Annotated in this window: 8 protein-coding genes; all 8 read right to left on the bottom strand. The window is 37.2% G+C overall.

What is annotated here, in order from left to right; translation table 11 throughout:
• Positions 1–62: 62 nt before the first annotated feature.
• Complete coding sequence (locus tag Q9Q97_RS18850; RefSeq protein WP_306159932.1) at positions 63–1,514, bottom strand: RagB/SusD family nutrient uptake outer membrane protein; 1,452 nt, start codon at positions 1,512–1,514, stop codon at positions 63–65.
• Between the two features lie 10 nt (positions 1,515–1,524).
• Positions 1,525–4,572, bottom strand: coding sequence for a TonB-dependent receptor (locus Q9Q97_RS18845; RefSeq protein ID WP_306159930.1), 3,048 nt, complete (start codon positions 4,570–4,572; stop codon positions 1,525–1,527).
• A gap of 894 nt (positions 4,573–5,466) precedes the next feature.
• Positions 5,467–7,086 carry a sulfatase-like hydrolase/transferase gene (locus Q9Q97_RS18840; protein ID WP_306159928.1) on the bottom strand — a complete coding sequence of 540 codons (1,620 nt, stop codon included), beginning with the start codon at positions 7,084–7,086 and terminating at the stop codon, positions 5,467–5,469.
• Positions 7,087–7,237: 151 nt separating this feature from the next.
• Positions 7,238–7,954: a thioredoxin domain-containing protein gene (locus Q9Q97_RS18835; RefSeq protein ID WP_306159926.1), complete on the bottom strand. Its 717-nt coding sequence runs from the start codon at positions 7,952–7,954 to the stop codon at positions 7,238–7,240.
• Between the two features lie 10 nt (positions 7,955–7,964).
• Positions 7,965–9,023, bottom strand: a complete 1,059-nt coding sequence (locus Q9Q97_RS18830) for a sterol desaturase family protein (protein ID WP_306159925.1) — start codon at positions 9,021–9,023, stop codon at positions 7,965–7,967.
• Positions 9,024–9,266: 243 nt separating this feature from the next.
• Positions 9,267–11,183: an arylsulfatase gene (locus Q9Q97_RS18825; RefSeq protein WP_306159923.1), complete on the bottom strand. Its 1,917-nt coding sequence runs from the start codon at positions 11,181–11,183 to the stop codon at positions 9,267–9,269.
• A gap of 285 nt (positions 11,184–11,468) precedes the next feature.
• Complete coding sequence (locus Q9Q97_RS18820) at positions 11,469–12,941, bottom strand: RagB/SusD family nutrient uptake outer membrane protein (RefSeq protein WP_306159921.1); 1,473 nt, start codon at positions 12,939–12,941, stop codon at positions 11,469–11,471.
• Between the two features lie 10 nt (positions 12,942–12,951).
• The gene (locus tag Q9Q97_RS18815; RefSeq protein WP_306159919.1) at positions 12,952–16,083 is read right to left on the bottom strand and encodes a TonB-dependent receptor; all 3,132 of its coding nucleotides are present in this window, start codon (positions 16,081–16,083) and stop codon (positions 12,952–12,954) included.
• Between the last annotated feature and the right edge of the window lie 537 nt (positions 16,084–16,620).

Here is a 16,620-nt window from a genome sequence, read left to right as displayed (position 1 = left end):
AGATTTAGCAGATTTAGCAGATTTTTTAATCCATTTAATCCGTGTAATCTGTGGCAAAAAAATTACTGCCTCCAAGCCGGAACCTGCTTCAAATTCGGATTCAAATCCAATTCTCTTTGCGGAATCGGAAAGTGAACGTGTTTGGGCTGTGCATTGGTTTTTCCTGCTGCTTTTAATTTCGCCACAAAATAATCTGGACCTCTTCTAGCCAAATCAAACCAGCGTTGGTATTCATAAACCAATTCTTTTCTTCTTTCTTCAAAAACCGCTTCTCTAAAAGCATCTTGACTTAAAGCTGGCGAAGTTTCAGCTAACAACGCAATTCCTGCTCTTGTTCTCACGCGATCAACCGCTGCATACGCTTCTGCAGTTGGTCCGCTGTTTTGTTCGTTCAAAGCTTCTGCATAAATCAATAGTACTTCTGCAAATCGTATAATTGGCGTATTTTTAGAAGATTGTCCAGGCGAAGTTGGCGTTGCAGGATCAAAATATTTATTGAAATGCGGCGTAACTTTATAGGTTTTACCGTCCGTCGGACTCACAAATTCTACGGCAAAAGTGATATACTTTCTTTTGTCGGTTTCAGCGAAAGCTTCAAAAAGTCCACCTTCTTTATGCAAAGCATCGGCTTGATCACCTGCAATTCCAGGAACCGAAGTTGGCGCGGCGGTTGAAGCCAACATATTTCCGTTCCAGTTCGTTAGACCTTTAAACTGAGCAGAGAAAATATGTTCTTTTCCGTTTTTAGTGGCAACATTAAAAACGTCAGCGTAATTTTCGAATAAATCATACACTTTGCTGTCAATGATTTCTTTGCTTTTTTCGGCTGCTTTCTGCCATTTTTTTTCCGTCAAATACACTTTCGCTAAAATACTTTTTGCAGCGCCAGCAGTTACACGGCCTTTATTTTGCTGCACTGCAGGAAGCGCTTCAGCATCAATCAAATCATTTTCAATTTGTGTGTAGACATCTGCTTCAGGCGTGTTGCTTACATTGATAGCTTCAGCTGACAAAACGGTAGTTTCGTGCAAAACGAGCGGCACATCTCCAAACCATCTTACCAAATTGAAATATAAAAGAGCTCTTAAAAACTTCGCTTCATTAATCAAATCTTTGTCTTTTTGCGAATTTAGATTTGGATTTTTAGCAATATTATCAATCGCAGCATTGGCTCTATTGATTCCGTCATAACTTTGTCTCCATATCTCAATCATACGATCGTTGGAAGCATCATGAGTCAAGTTAGATAAAGCTCTAACATGTGCATTTCTCGCTCGCGGTCCCGCTTCGTAATCGTCGGTCGCCATTTCGGTCGAAATCTGAATTAATCGATTGTATAAAGTGTGCGTGGAACTGTTGATCGCATTATGAATGGCAATAACAGCAGCATCTGCATCTTCGGTTGTTTTATAAAAATTGGTAGACGAAATAAAAGCTTTTGGATCTTCGTCTAAAGAATTGCAGGAACTTATTAAAAAAAGCGCTGCGAAACTGAATATAAGGGTCTTTTTCATGATAAATCTTTTAGAATGTTACGCTTAAACCGCCTGAAATTGTTTTAGATGCCGGATAAATTCCAGTATCTGTTCCTGGCGAAATTGTCGTTCCGTTAGTAACTTCAGGATCGTAGCCTGTGTATTTTGTCCATGTCAATAAGTTTTCTCCAACAACACGGAATTTCACTGCCGTCAATCTTAATTTTTCAGATATTTTTTTCGGAAGGTTATAGCTTAAAGTGATGTTTTTTACACGAACAAATGAACCGTCTTCTACAAATCGGTTAGAGAAAACAGGAGCAGGGTCCAATTTTGCTCTTGGCGTTGTGTTACTCGGATTTGTTGGCGTCCAAGCATCTAAAGCTGAGGTTGAAGCATTTTGCTGTCCGTTGTACAATTCGAGCGCTTGCAAGTTTCCGTTAAGAATTTTATTTCCAACAGAACCATTTACCAAAATCGCTAATTCAAAACCTCTGTAAGTGAAATTATTAGAGAAACCGAAAACGAAGTCTGGCTGTGCATCACCAATGCTTGTTCTGTCTGCCGCAGTGGTAAATGCACCGTCTCCATTGATATCTTTATACAAACGATCACCCGCTTTTGGAGTTGCATTTCCAGTGTAAACACCTTTTGTAGCGACTTCATCAGTTTGAAGAATTCCGTCTGTAACTGCTCCGTAAAAAGTTCCAAGAGATTGACCTACTTTTAAAATATAATTTCCGAAAGTGTAAAATTCGGCACCATTTCCTAGCGCTATAATTTTGTTTTGGTTGAATGCTATATTGAAGTTTGAAGTCCAAGAAAAAGCGGTATTTCCAAGAGAAGCATTCAAACCAAATTCAATTCCCTGATTCTGCACAGAACCAAAATTCTGTAGAGAAGAAGTAAACCCAGTAGTGTACGGAAGCTGAACGTCTAGCAATAAATCTTTAGTCGTTTTACGATACACATCAACGGTTAAATTCAGTTTATCATTAAAAAAGCCAACATCAACTCCAGCATCAAACTGATTGGTTAATTCCCAACCTAAATTGTCGTTTGCAATTCGCGTAGGCGTAAAACCAGTATAAATCTGATCGCCAAAAAGATATTTCACACTTGTCAAAGTAGACAAAGACTGATATTCTCCAATTTCTTGATTTCCTGTTGCTCCCCAACTCGTTCTAATTTTTAAGCTGTTAATGACATCTTTTACAGGAGCAAAGAAATTTTCTGAACTAATTTGCCACGCCGCCGCAACAGAAGGAAAGTAACCCCATTTGTTGTCTTTTCCAAAACGCGAAGAACCATCGGCTCTTAAACTTCCCGTTAAGAAATACTTCGAATCGTAGTTGTAATTTACTCTCGTTAAATAAGAGTTTAGCACCCAAGTGCTTTCTCCAGAAGTTGGCATTAAAGCAATATTACCACTTTGCAAACTGTAATAGCCAGTAATATCATTTACATATTGCTGCGATCCAGATGTAACATATTCTCTGGTAGAGCTTTGCTGTGTATAACCCGCCAAAGCGTTTAAGCGATGTTTCTCGCCAAATACAGTTGTATAGGTTAATGTATTTTCGTTTAGCCAGCTTCTCGAATCGGCAGTTCCAATTTTTCCTTCTCCATTTGTAATCGAACCTTCGTAAATGCTGGACGGCAAATAGCTTTTTTCTTTATTGAAAATCATATCGGTTCCAAAAGAAACTTTCAAAACCAGACTTTTCAAAATATCATACTCGCCATAAATTGTCCCTAAAATACGATCAGTAATAGACTGATTTTGACGCTCGTTTAAAGTTGCAATTGGATTGGCAAAAATATTCTCAAACGGATTTCTTAGCGTGTAACTTCCATCTGGTTCGTAAATCGTTGCCGTTGGAGGCATAACCAATAGTGAAGTTATCAAACCCGTTGGAGCAACTTTCGATTTCGTTTCGGCAATAGTCAAGTTTAACCCGAATCTAGCTTTACTGCTTATTTTTGAATTTAAATTCACGCGTCCGCTAAAACGTTCAAAGCCTGTATTTTTTATAATTCCTTCCTGATTGTAATAGTTTCCAGAAACCGCATATTTAGTCTGATTATTTCCTCCCGAAACACTCAACTGATGATTTTGTGTCAAACCTTTTTGAAAAGCCGCATCTTGCCAATCGGTTCCTTTTCCTAGTTGCGCAATCTGTGCATCAGTTAAATATTGATTTGTTCCTCCCGCAGGATTTGAATCGTACAAAGCGGCATTTCTCAATCTAGAAAAACCTTGAGCATCTAATACATCTACTTTTTTACGAACGGATTGCTGACCGATTGTAAAATCGTAATTTACTGTAGTTGCCGTATTTGAACCTTTTTTGGTTGTAATGATAACCACTCCGTTTGCACCTCTAGAACCATAAATGGCTGTTGAAGAAGCATCTTTTAAAACTGTAATCGATTCAATATCTGACGGATTTATGGTAGAAAGCGGATTGGTCGGCGTACCGCTCAAAACACCAGAAGTAACTTCTGAACTGTATAACGGGAAACCATCGATAACGTACAAAGGTTCGTTTCCGCCTTGAATCGAACTTCCGCCTCGAATACGAATGCTCATTCCAGCGCCCGGCTGTCCAGAAGTCTGAGTTACATTAACTCCCGCTACAGAACCTTGCAGCGAACTTTCGAGTGTTTTTTGTGTTGCTTTTAATGACATTTGAGCAACTGTTTCGGCCGCTCCTGTATAGTCTTTTTTAGAAGTGCTTCCGTATCCAATGATTACAATTTCATTTAATTCTTTTACATCTTCTTTTAATGAAATCTGTACAAAATCTTTGGTTGCGATATGTTCTGCAGTGATATATCCCATATAGCTTACAACTAAAGTGTAAGGGAATATTTGTCCAGTTTGAAAATAGAATTTTCCGTCTAAATCGGTTACTGCTGCGTGCGTAGTTCCTTTAATTTGAACGGTAACTCCTGGAATTGGCTGATTGGTTACCTGATCTACAACGGTACCATTTAAGGTCGAATTGATTAAGGGTTTTGTGTTTTGGGCTTTAATTCCGATCGAAATCAAGAATGCAAAAAGCCACACAAAGGCATGTAATTGCTTGTTCATTACTTTTTGATTTTAAATAATAAAGCGATACGAGAAATTGAGTTTTCAATTCCCGAGGGCTTTCTTTAGTGATAAATGTTCTTTAAGTCTTGCCATTTCTGTTGCCGCAGAAATGCCTTTTTTATGAAAGAATAGGGCAGTGCATCATTGTCATTTTAGAATTTTGATTTAGTTATTATTTTTTTTTAGTTATGGAGTTTTGACATAATTATGCTTAAGATAACAGTCAATAAGAATTTTAGTTTGATTTTCATTTTATGAATTGAAAATGAAAGAAAGGGATTTTAACAGCACATGCACATATAACCAAAGATGTTGTATGTGAATTTTTTAGGAAGAATGTAATGCGATGTGTAAGCTGTTGTTTTCAAAATGTAGTTTTTTAATATTTAAACTCTACTAATCCTATAGACAAAGTTAATTTTATTGTAATAAAAACCAAAAGATTATTTAATTTTTTTGAAGAAATGAAATGAGAATATAAGAGGAAGTACTTTTGATTATGTTTAAATTGCTGGTAATTAATATTTTGTGGTTTGTTTGTAGAAATAAGAAAGCAAGTAAAACTAGTATGGTTTATACAGTTTTTACTTGCTTTTATTGCGTTTTAAACCTGACAGGTTTTTAAAACCTGTCAGGTTTCGTTATAAATGAGTGGAGATTTATTTGAATTGCCTCCAGCTTTAGCTGGAGGTAAAAAATTTGAATATAAAAAAGGCTTTAGCCAAATATGAGTTTGGCTAAAGCCGGTACCCCTTTTCGAAATTAAAACCTCCAGCTAAAGCTGGAGGCAATTGATTGATCTTAGTTTAAAGGGTTTTGAAAAGTAATTACTTCGTTTTAAACCTGACAGGTTTTTAAAACCTGTCAGGTTTCTTTATAAATGATTATGTTTTACAAATCAACATAATACTTCTGTTTTCCAAAGTTGAATTCGTAATAAGTCAAATTTGGCCAAAGCGGTTTAATCAATCCTTTTTCCCAAGTTTGTAAAGCAGTTTCCAATTCTTTTACTTTTTCTGGATTGAGCTGTGAGAGGTCTTTCGTTTCCGATTTATCTTTAGTAAGGTTATAAAGCCATTTTTTATGTGTTTTTCCGCTAATGACCAATTTCCAGTCGCCGCTTCGAACAGCTTTTGCATCGCCTGAGCGCCAGAATAAGTCGTTGTGCGCTATTTTGTTTTCATTTACCGTTTTAACCAAATCAACGCCATCATAAACTCGATCTTTTGGCAAATCTGAACCAATCGCGGCTGCAATAGTTGTAAAAATATCCAAAGTGCTAACAGGTGTTTTATAAACCGTATGAGGCTTAATTTTTCCCTTCCACGAAAGTGCAAAAGGAATATTGATTCCGCCTTCGAAATGAGAAAATTTTCCGCCTTTCAAAGGAGCATTTGTGGTAGCAAAAGTATAATCGGCACCGCCATTGTCGCTGGCAAAAATGATCAGCGTATTTTCTTCCAAACCTTCCTTTTTTACTTTTTCGCGAATTCTGCCAATCGCATCATCCAAAGCGCTGATCATGGCAAAATACACACGTTTGTTTTCGTCTTTTACATTCGGAAAACGATCGTAATATTTTTTACGAACCTGAAATGGCGTGTGTGGCGCATTAAACGGAATGTAAAGAAGAAACGGCTTATTTTTATTTTTGTCAATAAAAGCTTCTGCTTCTTCAGCGAATTTTTCGGTTAAATATTCCTTTTCGTCAATAATGGTAGTGTCTCGGCGAATTTGTCCGATTCCGACGCGGCCTTTACCCCAAATCATTTTATCGGTAAAATCTTTATGATGATGATTGATGATATCTGGATTATCGTCTTCGGGAGCAAAAAGCGAAAAAGCCTGATAAAATCCGTAATGATAATCGAAACCACGGTCTAAAGGAAAAAATCCTTTGTTATGACCCAAATGCCATTTTCCGATTATTCCAGTGCTATAACCTTGTCTTTTGGCCAAATCAGCAAAAGTAATCTCCGATTTTGGAAGACCTTGAGTTGTAATTGAAGCATCATTTGGATATGTGATTTTGTCATTTAATCTCCAGCTATTCGTGTTGATTAAATATTTAAAGGCATAATATTCCAAATTGTTTTTCGGATATCGGTCTCCAGGCTGATATTCGTGCCCAAAACGTTCCTGATATCTTCCTGTAAGTAGTCCCGCTCTTGAAGGCGAGCAAATGGATGCCGAGGCATAACCATCAGTAAAGGTTGCGCCCGAAGCTGCCAGAGAATCTATCTGCGGAGTAGGAGTCGATTTTCCGCCGTAGAGCGAAATATCATATTTTCCTAAATCATCGGCAAGAAGAATGATAATGTTGGTCTTTTTTCCAGAAATAGAATCGGTGGGTTTTGAAGCCAGAAATTCTTTTTTTCCTTCTGCCAATTTTTGATCTTCTTTTATTAAAGTGCCGTCAGTGTTAATGGGCCAGAATAAAAAGGCGAAGAGAAGGAGCAGTATTATTAAAATGGGGATTATAATTTTGGTTATTTTTTTATAGTTTGGCATAATGGTTTTGGTTAATTTTTTAATAGAATTATAAGAAGCTTTGTCAAAGTTCAAAACTTTGACAAAGCTTCATGTTGCTCAAATGCGAAATCCAATCTTTGTAGAGCTACTTGCGTGTCCTTCGACTTCGCTCAGGATGACAATAATTGTCTTATTTCGAAGCTAAAGCAACATCAACTTCATTTTTCAAATCATTGATTCCTTCTTTCTTAAAAACAATCTTTCCGTTTTCATATAAAATTAAAGTCGGAAAAACTTTTACCGTTTTTAAATCGGCAATAACCTGCGGACTGTCTTCTAACTCGATTTCTACGATTTTCAAATTGTTGCCGTATTCAGATCGAATGTTTTCGAGAATCGGTTTGACTTTTTTGCAAGGACCGCAGTATTTGGAACCAATATCAACCAAAACGTTTTTATTTTCGGCAATGATTTTATTGAATTCGGCCAGCGATAATTTGCTTTTTAAATTAGAATAAAACGGTTTGCCATTTCCAATCCAATTCGCGATTCCGCCTTCTAAACTATATGCTTCACTAAATCCGATTTTTAGAAGTTCCTTTTCTAACTGTACACTTCTTCCTGCTCCGATCGAATAAATAAAAACGGGTTTAGATTTATCTAGTTTGGCAATTTGTTGCGAATAGTTTTCAGATTGAAGATTGAAATTTACAGCGCCCTCAATATGGTTCAAAGCAAATTCTTCGGGAGTTCTGGCGTCAACAATCTGTGGATTCGTCTGGTTTTTTATTTTCGAATAAAAAGAATCTAACGATAAAGAACTATGAATTTCATTTTGCGAAAAAGCAGCAACCGCCCACAAAAAGGCAATTGCTGTTAAACTGGTTTTTAAAATTTGATTTTTCATATCCCAAATATTAAACCTGTTCTAAAACTGGCGCAGGAGTTTCTTCGGCAATAACAGCTTTTGGCTTTTGCGGAACTGCTAATACGCCTTCAGCCAAAGCACTTCCTTCCTTTTTAGATTTAAAAATTGGCCAAAGAAACTGTGCGTACCATTCTTCTTGTTTGTATGATTTCATTCCGTAAGATTCTGGATATTTACGAGTAATTAATCCAGTCCCGAAAATCATATCCCAGATAAAAAACATATTTCCGAAGTTTCCTTTAAAATGTCCTACACCGTCTCCGCTTGTATCGGCATGATGTGCATGATGCGTTGCAGGAGTAGAAATTAATCTTTCTAAAACCCAAGCAATCGGATGCAAAACTTTGTATTTGTAAAATGGTTTGTCCCATTTAATACTTGAATGCGCGCCTAATGTGATGAAACTTTTAATAACCAAAACAAACAAAGCTGGCAATCCTAAACCTAAATACGTTAGCGTTGCAGTCAGATAAATTTGAGAAAAGAAAACCGTGTAAATAAAGTTTTGTCGAGAAGCCATCGCCATTCCCATGTATGGAGCAGAATGATGTGTTCTATGAAAACGCCATAAAAACGGAACTTGATGATGCAAACGATGGTACCAATACTGTGTTAAATCATCGGCAATTGCGATTAGGAAAAAGCCTCCCCAAAACGGAACCCATGATAATGAATTTGCCAAATTCGGTATTAAATAAGGCAAAGCGGTTAAACTGAAAAAAGCAATTATTGGAGGTAGAAGCAATTTTGGAGCAAGAAAAGAAACAATGTCAATTTTGCGTTCTTCTCCTGTCCATTCATCGTCATATAAACCTGCTGCAAATTCGATAATTCCTAGTACAATCATAAATACGATTAATCCCCACGATCTAATGTTAGCGAAAGCAGGCTGTAGAAATTGTAAAAATGCAGGTACTGTCAAATGAGATTCGGTTACTGAAGCGCCGCCCAGCTGAAAATAAAGGTAAATTGCCAACACTGGCAATGAATAAATAAAAAGACTAATGGTCAAGTCTCTTGTCAATTTTGAATTTTGAACTGCTGCCATGATTTCTTATTTTAAAAATTGATTAATAATGGTTAATCCTCCGGCCAAAATCGCCAGCGGAACTAAAAACAAGATTATCCCAACGACAATCTTTTTTCCTATAATTTCATAATCTACTCGTTTCATATTGTTTTGTTTTTAGATTTCCTGCATCCCGAAGCTTCGGGACAAAACCTTGTAGGGATAATTTTTAAGACTTAGTTAAACCTACAAGGTTTTGGAAACCTTGCAGGTTGTGATGTATTAATTTGTAGTTCCCCCAGGTTTAGTTGCCTGTTTGATTAAATCAGAAACTGTTTTTCCTTTGTCAGCTCCAGTGTTATGGATTCTTCTGTTGTAAACATCCTGCCAGTCAATCAGCGGGTATACATTGTTTTCTTTGGCCTGTTCGTCAAACAGTTTTTGAAGTTCGGCCAGTTTTTCAGGATATTTTTTCGCCAGATTGTTACGTTCGTTAAAATCTTCGTTTAGATTGTATAATTCCCAAACATCAGTGTCAAAATTGCTTGGCGCAGGTTTTTCACTACTTCCTAAAGATTTTTTCACTGCAAAAGAATCTGGTAAGTGCGCGGCAGAAGCTTTCCATCCGTCTTTATAAATTGCTCTATTTCCGAAGATGTAGTAATACTGCACTTTGTGTAAAGATTCTGCTTTCGGATTATCTAATGAAGCTTTGAAAGTAGAACCCTGAATAATATCTTGTTTTATATTTTTAATATATTCTGGGGCTTTAATTCCAGCAATATCCAAAGTTGTCGGCAAAAGATCGGTTACGTGGCTGTATTGGTTTCTGATGCCACCTTTGTCTTTAATTCCGTTCGGATAAAAAACGATCAACGGATTACGCGTTCCGCCTTCAGACTGTGCATCTTGTTTCCAGTTTTTGAAAGGAGCATTGGTTGCCTGCGCCCATCCCAACGGATAATTGGTATTTAAGCCTTTTGCCGTTCCAATTTCTCCAATGTTTTTCAAGTTACTTTCAAAATTTTCTTCATCAGTTTTTCCTTGAGAAAACAAACTTTGATTGATTGTTCCCTGTAAAGTTCCTTCTTTACTCGCTCCATTATCTCCAATAGCAACAAAAATCAATGTATTATCAAGTTGTCCGCTTTGTTTTAAATAATCGACAACTCTTCCAATTTCATAATCCGTATACGTCAGGAATCCAGCGTAAACTTCCATAAATCTTGCATACACTTTCTTTTGTTCTGGAGTTAATTTTTTCCATTCTGTAATAAGCGTATTACGATCAGGAAGTACAGCATTTTGCGGAATTACGCCTAGTTTCTTTTGGTTTGCCAATACCTTTTCGCGGTAAACATCCCAGCCTTCATCAAATTTTCCTTTATACGGTTCAACCCATTTTTCCGCAACCTGATGAGGTGCATGAACCGCTCCTGGCGCGTAGTACAAGAAAAATGGTTTTCCTGGCGCTGCTTTTTGTTGTTTCTGGATATAACTGATCGCTTTATCAGTAATCAATTCGTTCAAATGGCGTCCGTCTGGTTTAATATGAACTTGATCTTCAACCAAATCTGGATTATATTGATCGGTTTGAGAACCTAAGAATCCATAAAAATGATCGAAACCTTTTCCAGTCGGCCAACGATCAAACGGACCCGCATCTGAAGCTTCTTCATCGGGCGTAACGCCGTATTTTCCAACCGCAAAAGTGTTGTAGCCGTTGTCACGTAAAATTTCTGCGATAGTTCCTTTATCAGATGGAATTCTTCCGTCCCAACCTGGGAAACCGGCAGAAAGAATAGTGTGAGAGAAACCGCTAACGTGAACTCTTCCAGAATTTCTTCCAGTCAACAAAGCCGCTCGGGTAGGGGCGCAAATTGCTGTTGTGTGAAAGTTGGTGTAGCGAAGTCCGTTGTTTGCCAGATTATCAAAAGTCGGAGTATTGATCAAACCTCCAAAAACACTTGCAGCTCCAAATCCGACATCATCCAATAAAATCCAAACCACGTTCGGCGCGCCTTTTGGAGCCTTTACAGGATCTGGCCAATATTCTTTAGAATCGGCTAACGTTTTACCGATTGTACCTTTGAATTCTTCTTTTTCCTGTGCAAATCCCAGTTGTGCCACTAGGAAAGCAGTAACCAAAAGCCTCTTCTTAGAGCTTTTGATTGAAATGCTATTTTTAAAATTTTTCATTTTTTATAGTTTTTTAGTTATATGGTTTTAAATAAAGGTTCTTATTTTTTTTAGGAGCTAATCCCGCTATCCGTTACAATCTTTTGTGGTCTCGTTAAAGAAACGAGACCACAAAAGGATTTCCACTTCTATCGGGGCTAGAAAATCATTTTCATAAAAAGATTTTTGTTCAATTTGTCAGGCTAAGCGAAGTCGAAGCCCACGCAATAATAATCGCCAATCTTTCTTGACAAACTAGTGCGATTTCTCGTTCCTCGAAATGACAAAATCGTATGTTTAAATATTTTAATACCCAGGATTTTGCGGCAATCCATCTGGATTAATATTTCTCTCACTTTGCGGAATTGGATAAAGATTATTTCTTTCTGAAACAGAGTTTTTGGCCGTAACCTTTTTTATTTCTGTAACCAAAGTTCCCCATCTCACTAAGTCAAACCATCTTTGTCCTTCCTGAACAAATTCTTTTTTACGCTCTTCCTGAATCGCGGCTCTAAAAGAAGTTTGGTCTAACCCAGCTATATCTACCGTAGGATCTGGAGTCGTAATGGCTTTTCCGAAAGCTCTTCTTCGTACCTGATTGATTAATTCGTAAGCTTCAGCTGTCGGCCCACTTTGTTCATTTATCGCTTCCGCTAAAGACAAAAGGATGTCGGCATAACGAATAACCGGAAAGTTGATCGCTACGTTTCCAGGAGTTGCCAAATTGGTTAAATCCAGATACTTTTTGAAGATAGGTTTCGGAAATGTGTAAAGTGTTCCTGTTGCTGGGTTAAGCAGCTGTTTAGCGTAACTAACATCTCTTCTTTTGTCTCCGGCTGCATAAATGTCATAAAACAAAGCAACGTCTGAGATAATATCTGCCGGTTCTGTAGCAGTGAATCCGGTAAAAGCGGTTGCTTGAAAAGTGCTTCCGCTAGAACCATTTCCAGCCTGATTTGGTTCAAACTGAACAGAGAAAATATGCTCTTTTCCGTTCTTTTTAGTTTTAGTGAAAATGTCCTGAAAATCTTCAAACAAAGCATATCCGTAACCGCCGTCAATTACTTCTCTTGATTTTGCAATCGCATTTGGCCAATCTTTTCTAGTCAGATAAACTTTTGCTAAGATTGCTTTTGCAGCACCGGAAGTAGCACGTCCAGCATCTGCTGCTGTGTACGTTTTTGGCAAAGCTTCAGCATCTGTCAAATCTTTGATGATTTGATTGTAAACTTCATCCACCGTAGAACGATTAGTTTTTAGATCACCTAAATTGATAGAAGTTGCTTCATGCAACACAATCGGAACACCGCCCCAAAGACGAACTGCTTGGAAATAAAGCAAGCCTCTAATGAATTTCGCTTCATTGATTAATCTGGTTTTAACTACTTCAGAACCAGAAACTTTCTGAATATTATCTATAGAAACATTGGCTCTGTTGATTCCCGCATAAATTTGTCTCCAAGCGACTTGAACACGGTCTGAAGTAGCATCATGGGTCAAACTGCTCAACGCTCGAACTTGCGGATTGGTGGCAGAAACTCCCGCCGCCGCATAATCTGAAGCCATATCGGTTAAGAAATAAAGGTTTCTTCCAAACAGACTCTGTTCGCCTGGATCAAGACTTAAAGAAGCATAAACAGCCGTAACGCTCGCCACAGCATCATCTTGAGTGACAAAATAATTGTCTTCGGTTACAAAAGAGGTAGGCGTTACCTCAAGATCTGCGCACGATGTCAAAATTCCTGCGCTTAGTATAATTGTTAGGATTATCTTTTTCATTGTATTTTGCTTAGAATGTTACGTTAAGGCCAGAAATAAAAGTTTTAGAATTTGGATAAGAACCAAAATCAATTCCTGGATATAAGTTGTTTTGCTCGTATGAACTTACTTCTGGATCGTAGCCCGTATATTTAGTCCATGTAATTAAGTTTTCTGCTGATACGTAGATTTTTACGCTTTTTGTTCCCAGTTTTTTCGAAACGCTTTTAGGTAAAGTATATCCCAAAGTGATTAATTTCAATCGCAAGAAAGAAGCGTCTTCAACGTAGCGTTCCGAAACGATTCCCAACGGAGAACTCGAAGCTCTCGGAATTTCGTTGCTCGGATTCGTTGGTGTCCAACGGTCATTTAAAGTTGCGGCAGCATTGGTTCCAAGTGTTGAAATTTCTAACTGCTGATTTAAAGCATTAAAGATTTTTCCTCCGTAAGCTCCTTGAAAAGAGAAATTCAAATCAAAATCATTGTAGGAAACCGTATTGCTGAAACTTCCAACAAATTTGGGTTGAGAAGTGCCTAAATTTCCTTTATCCAAAGCTGTAATTACGCCGTCGCCATTGCTGTCAACATATTTTCTGTCTCCCACTTTTGTATTAGCTAAACTGTTGATTTTTGGTTGGGTATTCACCTCTTCCTGAGTCTGGAAAATTCCATTGGTTTTGTATCCCCAGAAAGATCCCAAAGGCAGACCAACTTTTACAATAACAGGCTGTTGCTGCAATAAAGAACCGTTTGGAACGACTGGGAAAAATTCATTTACACCATTTCCAATCTCGGTAACTTTATTTCGATTAAGAGAAAATACGATATTCGAATTCCAAGCAAAGTTTTTTGTTTTTACATTTTCAGTTGTTAAACCAATTTCGAGACCTTTATTTTCAACTCCACCAATATTTTGAAGCACTGTAGCATAACCAGAACTCAACGGAACTGGAACATTGATTAATAAATCTTTTGTCTTTTTGTAATACACATCAAAAACAAAATTGATTTTTCGGTCAAGCAATGATAAATCCAATCCAACATTATATTGATTCGTTTTTTCCCATTTCAAATCTGGGTTTGCCAATCGGGTAGGAGCCAGACCTGTGTATAAAGTCCCTCCGAAAGAATAGTTTACAGATCCCATAGAAGCTAGCGGAAGATAATTTCCAATTTCTTGGTTTCCTGTTGTTCCTGCTGTAATTCTTAGTTTGGCTTCGGTTACACCTTTAATGTTGTTTGCGAATTCTTCGTCTGTAATATTCCATGAAAATCCAGCAGAAGGAAAGTAGCCCCAAAGCGATTCAGAACCAAATCTTGAAGAACCGTCAGCACGGCCAGATAAAGTGAAATTATATTTTCCTTTATAAGAATAATTTACCCTAGCCAACCAAGATTTTAATACACTTTCATAAGCGTCGCTGTAAGGTTTTACAGGAACACCATCTTGAATAGCGTTATAAGTATTGGCATCGTTTACAAAAGTTTGGGCTCCAGCATTTGAAACTTCACCTTTTGTGTATTGAAGGGTATAACCTCCTAAAGCAGAAAATTTATGGTTTTCGCCAAAATGGGTGTTATAATTAAGCGTGTTTTCATTTAAAACAGAACTCACTAATCTTTCTCCAATAGAAGCCAGTCCCTTTGTTCCAGCGCCTGTTGTAGTGTTAGACGGAGCGTAGTAATTTTGTTTGGTATTCAATACATCACCGCTTACTGCAACCTTAGCCGTTAATTCTTTATTGAATTTATACTCGCCAAATAAACTGGTTAGAATTCTATTCAATTTCGTTTCATTTGTCGTATTATCCAAATCGTTAATCGGGTTCGGAACATAACCGTTTACAGACGTTGCATACGGATTGTTGGTTACATTGTAGCTCCCGTCTGCATTTTTAATAGGAACCACTGGCGCTGTCAAAACCACACTAACCAACGGGTTCGGATTTCTTCCGGCTCCTGCGCCTCCATTGGTACCCACACCATTTGAAATAGAGTTGGTATAATTAGCGTTTACACCAAATTTGAATTTCTGAGAATAGTTTCTTTCGTAGTTTACTCTAAGCGATATACGTTTAAAATCAGATCCTAAAACAATTCCATCTTGATCAAAATATCCTGCAGAGACTGCATATCTAGATTTTTCGTCTCCACCAGAAAAAGATAAATTATGATTTTGAACTGGAGCAGCTGTAATAAATGCCGCAGATTGCCAATCATAATTTCCAGAAGTTTTTAAAGCTTCAATTTGTGCAGCAGAAAAGGATGGAGCTTGTCCGATACTTGCTTGAACATCATTTCTTAAACTTGCCCATTCGCTGGCATTCATTAATCTTAGTTTTTTCGAAATATTTTGGAATCCGAAATAGCCTTGATACGAAATATTATCCTGTCCTTTTGTTCCTTTTTTAGTCGTAATAATCACAACTCCATTAGCGCCTCGAGAACCGTAAATAGCTGTTGCAGAAGCATCTTTAAGAACTTCCATCGATTCGATATCAGCAGGATTAATAGTAGAAAGAACGTTTACAGTTGCTCCAGCAAAACTTACTCCAGCCGAACTGTTGCTGTTATCATTGTAAATTAAAATGCCATCTACAACATAAAGCGGTTCATTACCAGCCGTAATGGAATTTCCTCCGCGAATGCGGACACTTGAAGAAGCACCAGGACGGCCAGAACTTTGTGTAACTACAACTCCAGCAACAGCACCTCTTAATAGGTTGTCTGCAGAAGAAGTCACCTGCGACAAATTGGCTTTTGGAACCGAAGCGACAGAACCTGTAATGTCTTTTCTTTTCTGAGTTCCGTATCCCACAACAACCAATTCTTCCAGTTCTTGACGCTCTTCTTTAAGATTTATGATTACTGGATTTTTCTCCACAATTATTTCCAGTTTTTTGTATCCGATGTAACTTATAATCAAAGTATAGGGGAATTTTTGTCCTGTCTGAAAATAAAATTTTCCTTCTGCATCTGTCACAACACCGTGAGTAGTTCCTTTAATGGTAACAGAAGCACCGATAATAGGCTGATTTGTAATATCATCTACAACAGTTCCGTCTAGTTTTGATTGTATAAGAGGCGTGGTATTCTGGGCTTGTATTCCTGCCGTTATCAAGAGTAGAAACAGCAGTATGTGTATGTTTAACTTTTTTTTCATTTCTTTGTATTGGTTTTAAGTAATTAACAAGACGCCCTGAGCACTGTTTATACAGCACTCTAAAAAGTGTTCTTGATTTAGTGATAAATGTTCTTTAAGCCTTGCCATTTCTGTTGCCGCAGAAATGGCTTTTTTTATTTACAGCAACACGTTTGCATTGTTTTCATTTTAGTTTTTTTAGTTGTTAGTTATTTAATTTGTTGAAAAACAGGTATAGTTTCAAGAATCTGACCCACACAATTGAATGCATTGGAAAGACCTTTAGTTATAAATTCAGTAAAAATTTAGTGGTGTTTTTAGATTTGCTTAGATTAAATTCTAAAGGCAAATTAAGGTAAGAAGGTTTTTAACAACAGAAACACATATAACAAATAGTGCTATAAGTGTTTTTTTTAGGAAGAATGTAACGCGATATGCTTTCTGTTGTTTTCACAATAATAATTTTTATGGTTTGAAATATTATTTTAAACTCTACTAATCCTATAGACAAAGTTAAATTTTATATAATAAAAACCAAAAGTTTATTGATTTTTTTTT

Origin of the sequence: Flavobacterium sp. DG2-3 (genome assembly GCF_030730925.1) — a bacterium.
Lineage (GTDB): Bacteria > Bacteroidota > Bacteroidia > Flavobacteriales > Flavobacteriaceae > Flavobacterium.
This window is presented reverse-complemented; position numbering and strand designations above follow the sequence as displayed.